16 protein-coding genes and 1 pseudogene are annotated in these 15,379 nt (G+C 56.5%); 16 read left to right on the plus strand and 1 reads right to left on the minus strand.

The window, feature by feature from the left end; genetic code table 11:
• The first annotated feature begins 96 nt into the window (after window positions 1-96).
• The 11 genes and pseudogenes from CLOEV_RS12750 (at window position 97) to CLOEV_RS12785 (ending at window position 9,235) form a co-directional block, all read left to right on the plus strand.
• Window positions 97-1,251, plus strand: a complete 1,155-nt coding sequence (locus tag CLOEV_RS12750) for a 3-deoxy-D-manno-octulosonic acid transferase (protein ID WP_281172969.1) — start codon at window positions 97-99, stop codon at window positions 1,249-1,251.
• Window positions 1,252-1,270: 19 nt separating this feature from the next.
• Window positions 1,271-2,485, plus strand: coding sequence for a hypothetical protein (locus CLOEV_RS12755; protein ID WP_034444169.1), 1,215 nt, complete (start codon window positions 1,271-1,273; stop codon window positions 2,483-2,485).
• On the plus strand, window positions 2,482-3,237 hold the full coding sequence (kdsB, locus tag CLOEV_RS12760) for a 3-deoxy-manno-octulosonate cytidylyltransferase (RefSeq protein WP_034444170.1): 756 nt from the start codon (window positions 2,482-2,484) through the stop codon (window positions 3,235-3,237). Before CLOEV_RS12755 ends, kdsB begins: the two co-directional genes overlap by 4 nt.
• Entirely contained in the window at window positions 3,234-4,406 is a 1,173-nt protein-coding gene (locus tag CLOEV_RS12765) for an ELM1/GtrOC1 family putative glycosyltransferase (protein WP_051485080.1), read from the plus strand. Before kdsB ends, CLOEV_RS12765 begins: the two co-directional genes overlap by 4 nt.
• A 120-nt stretch (window positions 4,407-4,526) precedes the next feature.
• Window positions 4,527-5,957, plus strand: a complete 1,431-nt coding sequence (locus CLOEV_RS16155; protein ID WP_051485081.1) for a sulfurtransferase — start codon at window positions 4,527-4,529, stop codon at window positions 5,955-5,957.
• 287 nt (window positions 5,958-6,244) lie between these two features.
• A complete protein-coding gene (locus CLOEV_RS12775; RefSeq protein WP_034441551.1) occupies window positions 6,245-6,688 on the plus strand; it encodes a transposase in 444 nt (147 codons plus the stop codon).
• Window positions 6,689-6,810: 122 nt separating this feature from the next.
• Window positions 6,811-6,957 carry a helix-turn-helix domain-containing protein gene (locus CLOEV_RS17590; RefSeq protein WP_425393608.1) on the plus strand — a complete coding sequence of 49 codons (147 nt, stop codon included), beginning with the start codon at window positions 6,811-6,813 and terminating at the stop codon, window positions 6,955-6,957.
• 139 nt (window positions 6,958-7,096) lie between these two features.
• Window positions 7,097-7,486, plus strand: coding sequence for a DDE-type integrase/transposase/recombinase (locus CLOEV_RS17595; protein ID WP_425393617.1), 390 nt, complete (start codon window positions 7,097-7,099; stop codon window positions 7,484-7,486).
• Window positions 7,443-7,553: pseudogene (locus CLOEV_RS17600) on the plus strand (IS3 family transposase); the annotation flags it as partial. The gene CLOEV_RS17595 and the pseudogene CLOEV_RS17600, both read left to right, overlap by 44 nt.
• Window positions 7,554-8,051: 498 nt before the next feature.
• The gene (locus tag CLOEV_RS16165; RefSeq protein WP_156938425.1) at window positions 8,052-8,270 is read left to right on the plus strand and encodes a hypothetical protein; all 219 of its coding nucleotides are present in this window, start codon (window positions 8,052-8,054) and stop codon (window positions 8,268-8,270) included.
• Window positions 8,270-9,235 (plus strand): IS110 family RNA-guided transposase, encoded by a 966-nt coding sequence (locus tag CLOEV_RS12785; protein WP_084482397.1) that lies wholly within the window; start codon window positions 8,270-8,272, stop codon window positions 9,233-9,235. The genes CLOEV_RS16165 and CLOEV_RS12785 overlap by 1 nt, the downstream gene beginning before the upstream one ends.
• A 327-nt stretch (window positions 9,236-9,562) precedes the next feature.
• Here CLOEV_RS12785 and rsmG read toward each other — a convergent pair whose 3' ends face one another.
• Window positions 9,563-10,252 (minus strand): 16S rRNA (guanine(527)-N(7))-methyltransferase RsmG, encoded by a 690-nt coding sequence (gene rsmG / locus CLOEV_RS12790; protein WP_008710236.1) that lies wholly within the window; start codon window positions 10,250-10,252, stop codon window positions 9,563-9,565.
• Window positions 10,253-10,461: 209 nt separating this feature from the next.
• Between rsmG and CLOEV_RS12795 the strand changes: the two genes are divergently transcribed.
• The 5 genes from CLOEV_RS12795 to CLOEV_RS12815 all read left to right on the plus strand — a co-directional run bounded on the left by CLOEV_RS12795 (window position 10,462) and on the right by CLOEV_RS12815 (window position 15,344).
• Window positions 10,462-11,562 (plus strand): C45 family autoproteolytic acyltransferase/hydrolase, encoded by a 1,101-nt coding sequence (locus tag CLOEV_RS12795; RefSeq protein WP_008710235.1) that lies wholly within the window; start codon window positions 10,462-10,464, stop codon window positions 11,560-11,562.
• A gap of 4 nt (window positions 11,563-11,566) precedes the next feature.
• On the plus strand, window positions 11,567-13,102 hold the full coding sequence (locus CLOEV_RS12800; protein WP_034444171.1) for an FGGY-family carbohydrate kinase: 1,536 nt from the start codon (window positions 11,567-11,569) through the stop codon (window positions 13,100-13,102).
• Between the two features lie 106 nt (window positions 13,103-13,208).
• Window positions 13,209-14,531 carry a MiaB/RimO family radical SAM methylthiotransferase gene (locus tag CLOEV_RS12805; protein ID WP_051485085.1) on the plus strand — a complete coding sequence of 441 codons (1,323 nt, stop codon included), beginning with the start codon at window positions 13,209-13,211 and terminating at the stop codon, window positions 14,529-14,531.
• 157 nt (window positions 14,532-14,688) lie between these two features.
• Window positions 14,689-14,877 (plus strand): 30S ribosomal protein S21, encoded by a 189-nt coding sequence (gene rpsU, locus CLOEV_RS12810; RefSeq protein WP_008710232.1) that lies wholly within the window; start codon window positions 14,689-14,691, stop codon window positions 14,875-14,877.
• Window positions 14,878-14,879: 2 nt separating this feature from the next.
• A complete protein-coding gene (locus CLOEV_RS12815) occupies window positions 14,880-15,344 on the plus strand; it encodes a GatB/YqeY domain-containing protein (protein WP_034444174.1) in 465 nt (154 codons plus the stop codon).
• The last annotated feature ends 35 nt before the right edge of the window (window positions 15,345-15,379 follow it).

Below are 15,379 nucleotides of genomic sequence, written 5' to 3' on the forward strand. Positions count from 1 at the left end.
AGTCTCTACCAGCTCCCGATAAACGCCTTTTTCGCCCTGTCGCGTGACAGGCTGAAGGCGAAGTACACCGAGGGCAACGACGAACGCCAGGGAGAGATATCCCCGGAGAAACTCGTCCGGCTCGGCGGCGCGCGTCCCCTCTGGACGCACGCCGTTTCCGTCGGCGAGGTACAGGCGGCGGTACCCTTTATAAAGGCGGCGAGGGCCGACGGCTATAAGGGCCCCATCGTCCTTTCCACGACGACACAGACGGGAAAGGCGATGGCTGAACGGCTCGGCGGCGGCCTCTTCGACCTCCACATTTACTATCCATGGGATAAAAAGAGGTTTGTCGCGCGGGCGCTCGATTCACTGCGCCCGGCAGCCTTTATAACGGCCGAGACCGAGCTCTGGCCGAATATGCTCTGGGAGTGCCGCGAACGCTCCGTTCCCGCTTTTCTCATCAACGGCCGTATCTCCGACCGCACCTGGGGACGCATAAATAAAATAATGACGAGGCGCGCGGCTTCCGGCATCTACTCGCTCTTCACGGAGCTCTATCTTCGCGACGAAGAGGACGCCAGGAGGCTCGCCGCGGTCGGCGTAGACGAAAAAAAACTCCACGTTCTCGGAGACAGCAAGGTCGACGCGCTGCTGGCGAGAAAAAACGCCGCGGCCCGCGACGGTTGGCGGGAGAAGTTCGGCGCGCCGGAGCGGCCGATATTCATCGCCGGCAGCACGCACACCGGGGAAGACGAAAAGGTCATCGCAGCCTTCGGAATACTGCGAAAAAAACGGCCGGACGCAAGGCTCGTCATCGCTCCCCGCCATCCGGAAAGGGCCGGGGCTGTCGCCTCGCTCGTTCCGGAAGAATATATTACAATGAGGCTTTCGACGCTTGCGGAGGGCTGGGATGTCCTTATCATAGACAAAATAGGGGTGCTCTTCGACATATACGGCGTCGCCTGCTCCGCTTTCGTCGGCGGCAGCTTCGCCGACAAGGGCGGACAAAACATCCTCGAGCCGTTCTCCTGGGGGGTCCCCGTACAGTACGGGCCGCACATGGAGGATTTCGCACAGGCCTCGCGCGCCTTTCTCGCGATGGGCGCGGCGGCGCAGGTGGCGGACGAGGAGGAGCTTGCCGGTGTATGGAGCCGCCTCGCCGCGGACAGCGGCGACGGCGAAAGATGGCGGCGATTGAGCCGTGATTACTTTGCAAGATCATGCGGCGCTTCGATGCGCACATGGAAGTTGATAAAAAAATATCTGTGACGTGGGAGGAGTAATGTCAATGAAGATCAACCGCGAACTGATAGAAAGATTCTACGGAGAACTAGACGAACGCTCGAAAGAGGCACTCGACGCCGCCGTCGAAAAGGTCGTAGCCGTCAAGAAAGGCGGCGGCAAGGTCGCCGTCGTCACCGGAAGCGGCCCGAACCTGCACGAGGGGGTCACGACGCTCATCGCCGAGCTCATCGAAAAGGGCGTCGTTGACGGCGTCACGACGAGCTCCGCCGTGGTAAATCACGAGATGGGCGGCGCGCTGGACCGCGTGAAGATGTGCGATGCCTCGCAGTTCGGCCTCGACGAAACGAAGATGCCGCGCGGCAACGTCTTTGAATTTACCGATATGAGCGACGAAGAGCTGGCCGAGCTCTCCGGGGAGATGATCCTTGACGGGGAACTTCTCGCGAAGCGCGGAGAGGCCGAGGGTCACATGGTGATCAAGGCCGCGGCCAATATGGCCTATCCGATGGGGCTGCGCACGGAAAAGCTCGCGGAGGAGATACACTCCCTCTGCCGCCAGTCCGGCCTGCCCTTCGAGACCATTGCCGGCTGGGGCTGCGACCGGCGCACGATGCTCGGCAGCGGAGCCGCCGCGGGCGTCCCCGTGCTCGTTACGATACCCCAGCTCGTCGGCGGCGGCCACGTCGGACTCGCGGTCGGCGACAGCATCCCCATCGCGGAACGCTCCCGCCGCGTCGCCGCTATGCTCGGCGGCGCCGATGTGATAATCGAATCGGCGGTCGCGCTGACACAGGAGATACACGACGGACCGTTCGAGACCTACACCGGCCACGGCATCTGGTCCTGGTGGCAGGGACAGCCCGTCTACAGCCTCAGGGATAAGACGCTCATCCGCTTCGACCTTGACGAGAACCTGCGCCGCGCCCAGGACCTGCAAAAATCAAGCGCCCTGATCCAGGAGGCGATCGATAAAGGCCTGCCGAAGACGAAGATATCAAAGATCCCCTTCCGTATGGAGATGTCGGCCTTCGCCCGCCACGAGGGGAGCCTCCCCGTGATCGGCGATATCGGCATGATCTGGCCGGTATTCGCACTGAAGATCGCAGACGCCCTCGGCATCGGGCTGGAATTCATGAGCTACAAGCAAGAGACGGAAGAGGGCAGGGCGATGCGCGAATGGATCGTGAAAAACGTCAGGCCGCTCGACCGGACGAAAATGCTCGCAAAATTCAGAGAATGGCAGGCAAAGTGCAGATGACACAACCAAAATTTCTCGGAGTGATACCGGCGCGCTACGCCTCGACGCGCCTCCCCGGAAAGCCGCTGCTCGAGATCGGCGGCAAGACGATGCTTGAGCACGTCTATCGCCGCGCGCTCGCCTCCGGAGTATTCTTCCGCGTGGTGATCGCGACCGACGACCACCGCATCTACGACGCCGCGGAAAAAATAGGCGCGGACGTGCTCATGACGCGCGCCGACCATCCGGACGGGTCGAGCCGCGTCGCGGAGATCGCCGCGAAGATAGACACCGACTATGTCATAAACATCCAGGGAGACGAACCGATGCTTGATCCGCGCATGCTGCGCGAGCTCGCCGCCGGATTGACCGCCGACGCCGGGGCCGATTCTGCGACCGTATGCGTGCCGATCACGCGGGACGAAGATTTCAATAATCCCAATATCGTAAAGGTGGTACGCGCCCGCAACGGACGCGCGCTCTACTTCAGCCGCTCGCCGATACCGTATCCGCGCAACGATGCAGGCTGCGCCGTCTGGGAGCATCTCGGCATTTACGCCTTCACCAAGCAGTTCCTGCTCAAGTTCGTGGCGCTACCGCCGACGCCGCTGATGCAGACCGAGAGCCTTGAACAGCTGCGGATACTTGAGCACGGCTATTCAATGGCGGTGATCCCGACAAAGTACCCCTCCGAAGGACCCAACGTCAACACGCTCGAGGACCTTGAGGAGGCGCGGCGGATCTTCGCCCAGAAGAAAAACGAAGAAAAATGAACGCTGAAATCTCCTTGAAGGCGATCCTCATTCTCAGCGACGGCATCCGCGGCCACCTCAACCAGAGCCGCGGCGTCGCTCACTGGCTCTCGCGGCTGACCGGCGCGGAGATACTTGAGAGCGAGGTCCCCCTGCTTACCGGGGCCGCCAAAGCCCGCGCGAAGACCGCCGCGCGCGCGCTTGCGGGAGGAACGCGGCGCGACGCGCGGGACTGGCTCGCGGCAGCCGACGGAGACGCCCTCATACGCCGCGTCGGACAGTGGTTTGCGGAACGCAATATACAGGAGGGCTCGGGGACCGTACTGATAATATCGGCCGGCAGCACGCCCGCTCCCTATAATATCGCCCTCGGCTATATATGGCGCTGCGCCTGCGCGACGATAATGACGCCGGGCACGCTCGGCACCGATCCCTTCGACTTCGCGATCGTGCCCGAACACGACTACCCGGAAAGAAAGCCGAACATCTTCGTGACCCTCGGCTCGCCGAATCACGTCATCAGGGAAAACCTAAAAAAAGAGGCGGCCGCGCTGCTCGCGGAACACCCGTCGTCCGCGGGGGAGATCTGGTCCGTGCTCATCGGCGGCGACGACGCCAATTACGTCATCACCCCGGAATGGGTAAAGAAACAGCTGGGGCAGATATTGAACCTCGCGCAGCACGCGGGCGCGGACGTCTACATCACCACCTCGCGGCGCACGAGCCCCGCGGCTGTGAAGACGGTGAAGACGCTCGCAGCGCACTCCCCCGCCGTCAAATACCTGCTAGTCGCCTCGGAGGACGATTTCAACCCGATCCCGGCGATGCTCGGCTTTTCGAGGGAGGTCTTCTGTACGGAGGATTCGGTCAACATGGTCTCCGAGACGATCACAGGCGGACACCGCGCCGTTTTGCTGCGCGTGGGACACCGGGGCGGCCTCAAGAGCCTGCTCCAGAAGGCGACGGCCTCCTTGGTGAACGCGGGAGCTGTCTCTCCCAATATGCTCTGGGGCATACCAAAATTCGATCTCGTATTTGATCATTTCGCGAGAAACGATTCCCTGATAGAGTACAGGGACTGGCTGCGCGTGCGCCGGGAAAATTCGCAGGCTACTCCCGACGGGGAGGCGACTGAGGAATTCAACGAGGCGAAGCGCGCCGCGCAATGGATATACGACAACTGGAAGTAACATTTTTCAGCATAATGAGTAATAGAAAAACAATATATGCTATAATTTTCGATATATGCGGAGGATGCTGCGGCAGCTCCGGATACGGCAATGAGTGAAACATAAGGAAGGAATGGTAAGATGAAAAAGCTTTTCACAATGATGCTTATGGCGGCGCTCGTCGCCTGCGCGGCTTCCGCCGTCGCGGCAGCAACGGAGACAAAGGACGGCGGCTCGGCGGCTGATTCGATACTTGCACAGGTACAGGCCAATAAAGCGGCAAACAAAGAAAAGGCCGGCGACAAAAAAGAGGAATCGGCTCCCAAAAAGACCGAAGATAAAAAACCCGAGGCGGCGAAGGCGCCGGCTCCCGCGCAAAATGAGGCCCCCAAGAAAAACGAGGCCGCGGCCACGATGGATCAGATCGTCAAAGAGGCTGCGGACAAAGCGGCAAAGGAACAGGAGTCCTCACCGAACAACAAGGGCGCGGCGGCCGTCACTCCGGCGGAACCAAAGAAAGATCCGGCAGCCCCTGCCGCGGCGGTCAAGACTGAACCGGCTAAGAGCGAACCGGCTAAGGCGGTAAAGCCGACTGAACCGGCAAAGAGCGCGCCCGCGCAGCCTAAGACCGAACCCGCGCCCGCGCAGCCCGCTCCCGCCCAGCCGGCGGCCAATGCCGCCGACGCCGGCGAGGTACCGGCCGGACGGCCGTTGAAGCCGACGGCGATGCAGGCCGGAGCCCCCGAGACCAAGGAGAGCGTCGCGGTCTCCGCCGAATGGCTTAAAGCCAACCGCGGCAAAGTGGTACTTATCGACTCCCGCCCCGAGAGCCTCTACAGCGGCGGGCATATCCCCGGAGCGGTCAACGCCCCGTGGACTTACTTCGCGAACATGAACGCAAAACAGGGAACTGAAAAATGGGGCGTCATCTGGCCCGCGGCGACGATGGCCAAGCGCATCGGCGCGCTCGGCGTAGACGGCAAGAAGACCGTCATCGCCTACTGCGACGCCGGCGGCTGGGGACAGAGCGGCTGGACCCTCTGGATACTGCGCCAGGCCGGGATCAAAAACGCCAAGATACTCGAGGGCGGCATCGGCGCCTGGAAGGCGGCTGGCGGACAGGTGACAAAGACGAAAAACGTCAACAAAGCAGTCGCCTTCACTATCAAGCAGTACGTTCCGAACTATACCGCCACGACGGAGTGGATAAACAACAACCTCGGCAAACCGGGGCTCGTGCTCCTCGACGTCCGCACCGAGCCGGAGTTCCTCGGAAAAATCCGCCCGTTCCAGGAAAAACGCGCGGGACACCTCCCGGGTGCGATAAATGTGCCGAGAGAATCGTTCCTTACACAGGAGAGCCACTTTAAGCCGGCCGAAGAGGTGCAGGCCCTCCTCGCGCAGCACGGCGTAACCCCGGACAGCGAGATCGTCGTCTACGACACAGCCGGAGTCCGCTCCGCCTTCGTAACGATGCTCCTCCGCTACAGCGGCTTCACGAAGAGCCAGAGCTACGACGAAGGATTCCAGGCCTGGGCCGGGGACCCCGAACTGCCGCTAGTCAAACCGTAAATCGGCGTTTATACGCACGACTAACTTCATAACAGAGGGCTTGCCAATGCTCACCGCACACTAGTGCGCCTCCGCTTGGCAAGCCCTCTGTTATTTCGTTATTCGCACGTCTAAACGCCGATTTAGCGCCCTTCCGTCGCTCCGGCCTCCGAGCCGGAGCCTATGATTGTTGGCTTGGTTTATCTTTTTAAAAGGCTCCCTCGGATGAACAGAATCCCGAAAATCGGACAGCCAAATAAAGCCCCTGGATTATAATAAAACTAAATACATATAAAGGGGGCTCTTCTATGCGTAAACGTAAAACAGAAGAAAGAATAAAAGCAATTGAGATGCACAAACAGGGAATTCCACGAAGGCGGATTGCTGAAGAACTTGGTGTTAGTCATGATTCTGTTAAAACATGGATATCTTTATATAAGAGCGGACAGAAGGACTTACTGGATGATACAAGGAAAAAAAGAACCTACAGCAAGGCTGTAAAACTTGAAGCTGTTTCGGCTCATTTAGAAGAGGGACGTACTATGGTAGATGTTACCTCATCTTTTAACATTTCAAGTCCCTCTCTTTTAAGACGATGGTGTAAGGAATTTATCGAACAAGGGGATATTTCTAGTTCAAAACAAGACTGTCCAGATAAGAAATTGGAAGTTACAAATAGCATAGAAAAGATTAAAGAGCTGGAAATGCAGGTCGATGTATTAAAAAAAGCCTTAGAGCTGCAAAGGTGGTGATAGAAAGAAATATTAAATACAGAATCATTTTTGAATTTTCAACAAAACATTCTGTCTGTGTAATGTGTAGATTTTTGTCCGTATCTCGTTCGACATACTACAGTTGGCTAAAGCGGCGTGGAATGGAAGATAAAGACGGTCCTCTCATAGAAGCAATAAGAACGGGACAGAATATCAACAAAAACACTTATGGGTACAGGCGAATGACTCTGTGGCTCAACAACTTCATTGGCATTCATGTAAACAATAAGAGGGAAGGCGTGTTATGAAAAAAGCGGGACTTCAAGCGGAAATAAGAAAAAAGAAAAAGTTTAAAGTGATGTCAGGAAATATCCACAGCTATGAGAATATCCTGAACAGAGAATTTCGTTCCGACAGACCAAACCAGAAACTGGTTACTGATATCACATATATACGAACAAAAAGGGTAATATATTCCTCTCCATGATAAAAGATCTCTTTGATAATTCCATACAGGGATATCAAATCAGTCGTAATAATAACATTAAGTTAGTAACCGATACATTGAAGAAAGCATTTGAAAATAATAATAAGGTGGTCGCTGATGGACCAATCCTCCACAGCGACCAGGGGTTTCAATATACAAGCCATGCATATTTCAACCTGACACAAAGATACGGACTCAAGGTCTCGATGTCAAGGAAAGGAAATTGTTTGGATAATGCCTGTGCAGAAAACTTCTTTAGTCACATTAAATCAGAACTCGTCAACCGAGTAAAAATGGGAGAACTACGAGGAGGCCAAAGATGCTATAGACGAATATATAAGGTATTATAATAACGACAGGATACAGATAAAATTGAAAAAGGCTCCGATGCAATATCGAAGTCTCTTTATTGAATAAATTTTTGATACCCTTGGGAGCTTTTATAGCGTTGTCCGGTTTGCGGGACTCTGTTCATCCGAGGGGGCTGGCTCGGCGGTGTTTTTCCGCCGAGACTGGAGGAGGCTTGACCTTGGGTTTTGTTTTGATTTTAGCCTTACCATCTTCCGCATCTTCCGCGGCTGTCGCCGCGGGCACTGCGTGGCGCGGAAAACATGCGCCACGCAGGTCAACACTCCTTCCGTCAGCCGCAAAAAACACGCGGCTGCCACCTCGTATAATAAGTGCAGTCGTTGAAGGACAGGGAAAACTCAAGAGCAATCCTGTACAATAAACGACTAACGCTGTGGACCGGTTGTGCCACGTACCGCACGACGGTTTGAGGGAGGATCCGGCCACGGCTTTTTGCTTGAATGGTGATGAGTCAGATACTGCGCGACAGTTTATATCTATCGAGGTTCCATATGCAAAAAGACCGTGGGTTACAGCGTATCTTAATTGAGAAAGATGGTTTTTATTATGATCTATGTCGGCATCGACATCGCTAAGAATAAGCACGACTGTGTTATTCTCAGCGATCACGCTACTTGCCTTCGTCCTTGCTTCTCTTTGAAAAACAACTCTCAAGGCTTTGCTCTGCTAATTAATGCCATCAAAGAGGCTTGTGGCGGTGATTTCAATCATGGAGAAGTGAAAGCAGGGCTTGAAAAGCTACCGGACACTACGCTCACAACATAGTGGCTTTTCTAAACTCTAACGGTATTGATACCACAATATTCAATCCTTTTCTGGTAAATCAATATCGTAAATCACGTTCCCTGCGCAAGACAAAAACCGATAAGGCTGATGCCATGCTCATCGCTGAGCTTTTGATATCGACGGCCGCAAACCCTGCAACTCCATCTTACCACAATCAGGAAATGAAAACACTATGCAGGTATCGTTTTAGTCTCGTAAAACAGCGCAGCAAGCTCAAAGCTGACATGTCACGCTATGTCGACCTCTTATTCCCAGAACTTGGTTCTCTAGGCTTAAACCCCACTTCCTCCTCCGTCATGGCTATGTTAAAAGAACTTCCCGGTGCATCATATATTTCTATTTGTAATATCTCCCAGCTCACAGATATCCTCTCAAGCAGCTCTCGTGGAAGGTATGGAAAAGAAACGGCTGAACAGGTTAAAGCAATGGCGAAAGAATCCATCGCCACGGCCAATAAAGCGTTGTCATACATAATGTCGGATACAATAGAGCAGATCTGCCTGCTAAACAAACGTATTGCAAAAATAGACGGTGAACTGAAAAACGAGGTTGAAAAATCTGGGACAAAACTTACCTCTATACCTGGAATAGGCTTTTGTATAGCTTCCGTGATATTAGCGGAAATAGGGGATATCAACCTCTTCTCATCTGCAGACAAACTTCAGGCATTCGCGGGACTCGACCCATCCACATTCCAGTCAGGAAACTTCACGGCAAGCCACACCCACATGGTAAAACGCGGCTCTGCATATCTGCGATGGGCGATCATGCAGGGTGCTCGCTTATGTTCTCTCAACAATCTAAAGTACAAACAATATTTGGACAAAAAAATAAAGGAAGGCAAACACTACAATTCGGCTTTAGGACACCTATCTAAAAAACTGATAAGATTGATATTCCATTTACTGAAAGAAAATGAAGAATATGATCCAAAAGTAGCTTAGCCGTAAAAAACAAGAACGGGACTAGAGATAAAACATTGCCTTTACAGAGGCTTAGTATTACTTTGATAGTATCTGCTGTTTACAATTATAGATACTTTCTCTTTTTTTTTGTTTAAGGGCTTGACTTAATATAGTCAGTCTCCCTCGGCGAGGGAGGCTTTAAAGGCATAAATCGCTGTTTATCTTTTCCCTACAATCGCGTAAATCGGCGTTTAGACGTGCCGGATGCTAAATAACTTACCCTCTGAGTACCGGAGCCGTATTGGTCATACGGCGAGGACACTCAGAGGGCAAGTTATGACGCAGACGGCGCGTATAAACGCCGATTTACCTGTACCAGGGAAACTTCTCGGCCATCCCCGGCCTTCGGGGCATTCCTTTGGGGAGCGGGCCGACCTTATCCCACACCGCGAAGCAGTGGTTCATATCGCCCAGCTCATATGGCACGAGGCGCGGCTGCGAAAGTCCGAGGTTCTTCCATTTATTGCCCACGGCCGCCAGCTCTTCGCGCGCCTTCGGCCCTTTGAAGGCGATGAGCCGTCCCTTTGCCTTTACAAAGGGGGCCAGGTATTCCGCCAGGATGCCGGCGGCGCAGACGGCGCGCGCCGCCGCCGCGTCGAACTTTTCCAAATTCTTTTTCGCGTAGTCCTCCGAGCGCGAACAGACGACGGTTACGTTTGAAAGCCCCATCAGCTCCGCGATCCGCTCCACCTGGACGCATTTGCGCGTGATGCTGTCGAGCAAAGTCACATGCAGTCCGGGGCGGCATATCGCCCAGACGAGGCCGGGAAGGCCGCCTCCCGTGCCGACGTCGATCACGCTGCCGCCCGCGGGCAGCAGCGGCAGCGCGAAGGCGCAGTCGATGATGTGCCCGTTCCAGAGCGTCCCTTCGTCGGAGGGCCCCGTGAGCCGCGCCAGTTCGTTGGCCTTTATAAGCAGCGATACATACTGCCGCAGCCTGGCCTCGTTTTCGTCGATATATTTTTTTATTTCCTCGGGCGCAAGGCTTTCGATCATCAAAAAACACCTCGTTGATGTGATAATTAATAGATATGGACACCACTGAGGAGACGCATATCCGTGCCGCGCGCGGCAGGCAAAGAAAAAATCTGCCTTTTCCGCAGCAAATATTTTGGCGCGCGCCGGACGCCCACTGAATCAGCGGTTCCCTTAGAACTCTACCAGTGTATAATATAGCATGAGAGGCAACGATGGGAGGCTGACTTATGGAAACTTTTGAAAAAGGTTCGAAGATAAAGAACGGCAAGCTTAGCATTATCGATCTGCGCGGCACATGGCGCGAGATGGGACGCCAATACGGCGCGCTGATGTCGGCGGAGCTCCGCGACATATATGAAAGGGCCATATGCGGCCGCATCCTGGCCCAGGCGGATGAGCCGCAGGGCATCAAGCTTCAGGCGGAAAAGTTCTTCACGAACTATCCCTATAAGTTCAAAGAGATCCTGCGGGGCATGAGCGAGAGCTCCGGCCTCTCGCTTGAAGAGCTGAAGCTCGTCAACGCCTTTGAAGTAATCGCCGCGATGGCTCTCATGCCGCAGCAGTGCTCAGGCATCGCCGTGTGGGGCGACTACGCGGAAGGGCCTCTCGTCTACGGAAGAAATTACGATTACCTCCCCTGGTTCAAAGATTTTGACGACGACATCGTCCTCGCCTGTTTCCACCCCGGCGACGGTTCGCTGGCGGTGGCCACGCTCGGCTACGCGGGCGAGATATATGTCGTCAACGGGATGAATGAGAAGGGGATATTCCTCGAACTCAACAACGGGATGCCCTCTGGCGGCGCGCTCTGGTATGACAGCCGCGTCCCGGCGGTCACCGAGCTGTTCGGCTTCCTTCTGGACTGTTCGACGCTCGACGAGATCGAGAGCCATTTCCAGACGACGAAGGCCAATTTCGCCTATATCGTCGGCGTGGCCGACGGACAGACGGCCCGCTGTTTTGAATGGCCCGTTTTCGAGGTGAAACGCCGCGAATCGCATTCGCGCCCGGGGCTCACCGTATTGACGAATCATTTCACGGAATTTTCCTGGGGGCTCCCCCGCCCCGATGACAAGACCTACTGGATGACGCGCACGCGCCGCCAGAACCTCCTCACCCTCGCCAAGCATTTCAAGGGCACGATCAACGATAAGGTAATGATGGACATCATGGACTCCAAGATAGAGGAGCTGGGAGCGACGACCGATCTCACGCTATACCAGATGGTCGTGGTACCCGAGAGGTATGAGCTGTGGTTCAAGATACCCGATAAGCAGGAATGGACGCAGATCGACATGAAAGAAATTCTCCAGCCGCGCGAGGATTAGCCCGATGGGAAAATATTACATCGCGTTCGACTGCGGCACAATGGGGACCAAGACGGCGCTTTACAGCATAGATTCCACGCGCGTCGCCGAGGCTTACCGGGAGAATAAGATCTCTTACCCGCGTCCGGGATGGGCGGAGATGGACGCCAACTGTTTCGTCAGCAATGTCCGCGAGGGAGTGCGCGAGTGCCTCGCCAAATCAGGCGTCAATCCCGCCGAGGTCCGCGCGATCTCGGCGAGCGGCATCATCTGCGGCATCGTCGGCATCGACGAGAACTGGCAGCCGGTGACGCCCTTCGTCCCATACCTCGACAACCGCGCGAGCGGCGAAGCGAAATGGGTGCGCGAGAACGTCAAGCCGGTATGGGTCGAGGAGAGCGGCAACGCCATCGTCGACGAGTTCATGCCGCCGATGATCCTGCGCTGGTTCCTCAACAAATATACGGGCTTCCGCGATAACGCCGTGAAGGTCGTGAACAACGGCCCCTTCGTCTTAGGCACGCTCGCCGGGCTGACGGCGCGGGAGGCGTTCCTGGATTGGGCGACGATGTCCGGTTGGCTGATCGGCTACGACGCCAGGGAGCGCAATTGGTCCAAACGGCAGATGAAGGCGCTCGGCATTCCGATGGAGATATTGCCGCGAATCGTCAAGCCGTGGGATATCGTCGGCTTCCTCTGCCCCGAGGAGGCTGAGAAGATGGGGCTGCCATCCGGCATCCCCATCGCCGCCGGCGCGGGCGACACGATGCAGTCGGCGCTCGCCTCGGGACTGCTGGAACCGGGGCTCGCCACCGACGTGGCGGGGACGGCCTCGATCTTCGCCGTCGCCGTCTCGGAGGCGGACAGCCGCATCACGGCGGCGCCCGGCATGATGTTCGCCGCCGGCACGCTGGAGGACTCCTATTTCTACTGGAGCATGATCCGCGCCGGGGGCCTTTCGCTGCGCTGGTTCCGTGACAGCGTCGCCAACCGCGCGGGAGACCAGATGTTCTACGCGGAGATGGACACCCTCGCCGCCGAGATACCAGCCGGTTCGCGCGGCCTTCTCTTCTATCCCTACCTGCAGGGGGCCGGCCCTGACATGCCCGGAGCCTGCGGGGCCTTTCTGGGGCTCTTCGGCGCAAGCGACCGCGCCGCGATGTGGCGCTCGATCCTGGAAGCGATCGCCTTTGAATATGCCCAGATGATAAAGATCTACCGTGAGTGCGGCATCCCCCTGAACGAGATCATCGGCACCGAGGGCGGCAGCAAGAGCCCGTTGTGGACGCAGATAAAGGCCGACATCCTCGGCGGCGCCTACAACATCCCCACAAGAAGCGAGGGCGGCCTGATGGCCGACGTCGCGGTGGCGGCTTACGCCGTCGGCGACATCGAGAATATCAAGGAGACGATGCGCGAATGGATCACCTTCCGCGGCCGCTTCGAGCCCGACGCGCGAAACGCCGCCGTCTACGAAAAGGTCTTCGCGGAGCGCCAGCGGCTGCTGGCGGGACCGATGAAGGAACTGTTCGAGGGGCTGCGAAGTATGAGGAACATCTAAATAGCGGGCCGCCTCGCGAAGGGGCGGCTTTTTATATGCCGCATTTGCGTCTACGGAGCCTTTGATGATAGACTTTAGCGGAGATTTATACGGCAAGGGAGCAGCAATGCAGAGATTATCAGGGAAAAAATTCGCGATACACATACAGGGATGCCGCACCAATCAATATGAGGGCGAGGCGATCGCCGCGGCGCTCGAGGCCGAAGGGGCGGTTCGCGGCGAAGGATCGCCGGATATCGTCGTCATCGTCACCTGTACGATAACGGCCGTCGCCGACCGCAAATGCCGCAAGCTGATCCGCCGCGCGCGCCGGGAAAACCCGCGCGCCGTCATCGCCGCCTGCGGCTGCTACGCGCAGAGGGTGAGCGAGGCGGAACGGGAACTGCTCGATATAGACATCGTGCTCGGGAACCGTCTCAAACACCGGCTGCCTCAGCTCATCGAAGAACGGCTCAACGGCTCCGCGCCGCTCATAGTGGTGGACCAGAGCATCGAAAGGGAAAACATCTGGGACGCGCTGACGCTTGACCGACCGCGTCTCCATACGCGCGCCTTCCTCAAAGTCCAGGACGGCTGCAATCACTACTGCTCGTACTGCATCGTACCATCAGTGCGCGGCAGGCCGGTCTCGCGCCCTTTGGCGGAGGCGGTGGACGAGGCGCGCCGGATAACGGACGCCGGTTGTCCGGAGATCGTCCTTACAGGCGTACACCTGGGGCTTTATGAGGAGCTTCCGCGGCTCGTGCGCCTTATCGGCGCGCTGCCGAAGATAAGGCGGCTCCGTTTCGGCTCCATCGAGCCCTTCGCGGTGAACGGCGAGCTGCTCGCGGCGCTCGCCGACTGTCCCGCCTTCTGCGAGCACCTGCACATGCCGCTGCAGTCTGGCGACGACGGCGTGCTCGCGGCAATGCGGCGCGGCTACGGCGCGGCGGATTTCGCAAAGACGGCGCAGCGCGCGCGCGACGTCCTCGGCGACGGCCTGCATATCAGCACGGATCTGATGGTGGGCTTCCCCTCCGAAGACGGGGAGGCATTCCGGCGCAGCCTTGATTTTGTCAGAGAGCAGGGATTCGGCAAGGTCCACGTGTTCCCCTATTCGCCGCGCGAGGGCACTCCGGCCGCCGCGATGAAACGGGTCGGGGAGGCGGAGATGCGTCCGCGCGTCAACGAGGCGCTCTCTCTCGCCGCGGAGCTGCACCAAAAATTTTGCTCGAACTGGATCGGCAGGGAGTGCGGGGTCTTGACCGAGGAGAGCGACGGCACGGCGGTCAAAGGGCTCACTCGCAACTATATAAGGATCACAGCCGCCTCCGCCGCGGGAATAAACGAAGAAATCACGGCAATTCCTGCTAAGTACGCGGAGGAGGGACTCATAACCGAGGGGATTTTCCAAAATATACAATTCAGTTCTGATGTTTCAGTAATTTAGGTGAATTGTGCTATTCCCCGTCATTGACAAAATGTTGCCATATCCCCCATAATACATAGATGTAATAAATCTGAGAATGACATCAAGCGGATTTTATCTACGTAAATGGTGTTTTCGCTTAGGTGTTGATCCCCGACTGAGAAAGGGGGGAATGTTGATGACCACCGTAACTAGACGCGACAATGAGTCGATCGAAGATGCCCTCAAGCGTTTTAAAAGAGAGCTTCGGAAGGTGGGCGTGCTTCGTGAAGCTAAGAAGCATGAACATTACGAAAAACCCAGCGAAATCAAGAAGCGTAAGAAGGCTGAGATGGCACGAAACAAAGGCAGGAGGGCGGATTATTAATAATGTCTGACCTTGCAGGCAAAATCCAGAGCGATCTGGTTGTAGCTATGAAAAATAAAGATGAGCTGAAGCTTTCGGTGCTGCGTATGCTCAAATCCGCCATGCAGCTCGCACAGGTGGAAAAGGGCAAAGAAAACGCGCTCACTGACGACGACGTGCTCGTACTCGTCCGCAGGCTTATCAAGCAGCGTGTCGAGGCCGCTGAGATGTATAAGAGCGGCGGCGCGGCAGACCGTGCCGAACGGGAACTCGCCGAGGCCCAGGTGCTTGAGATCTATCAGCCCGCTCAGCTTTCGGCTGAGGACATCCTCAAGATCGTGGCGAAGGTGGCGGAAGAGACCGGCGCCGCGGGACCGAAAGACATGGGTAAGATGATGGGCAAGACCATGGCCGCAGTAAAGGGGCAGGCGGACGGCAACAGAGTCAAGAGCGCCGTTCAGCACTACCTGAACCAGCTCGTCCAGTAGTTCATAAGCAAACAATTTAAAAGTGCCGGAGCAGT

The sequence above is a fragment of the Cloacibacillus evryensis DSM 19522 genome (genome assembly GCF_000585335.1).
Lineage (GTDB): Bacteria > Synergistota > Synergistia > Synergistales > Synergistaceae > Cloacibacillus > Cloacibacillus evryensis.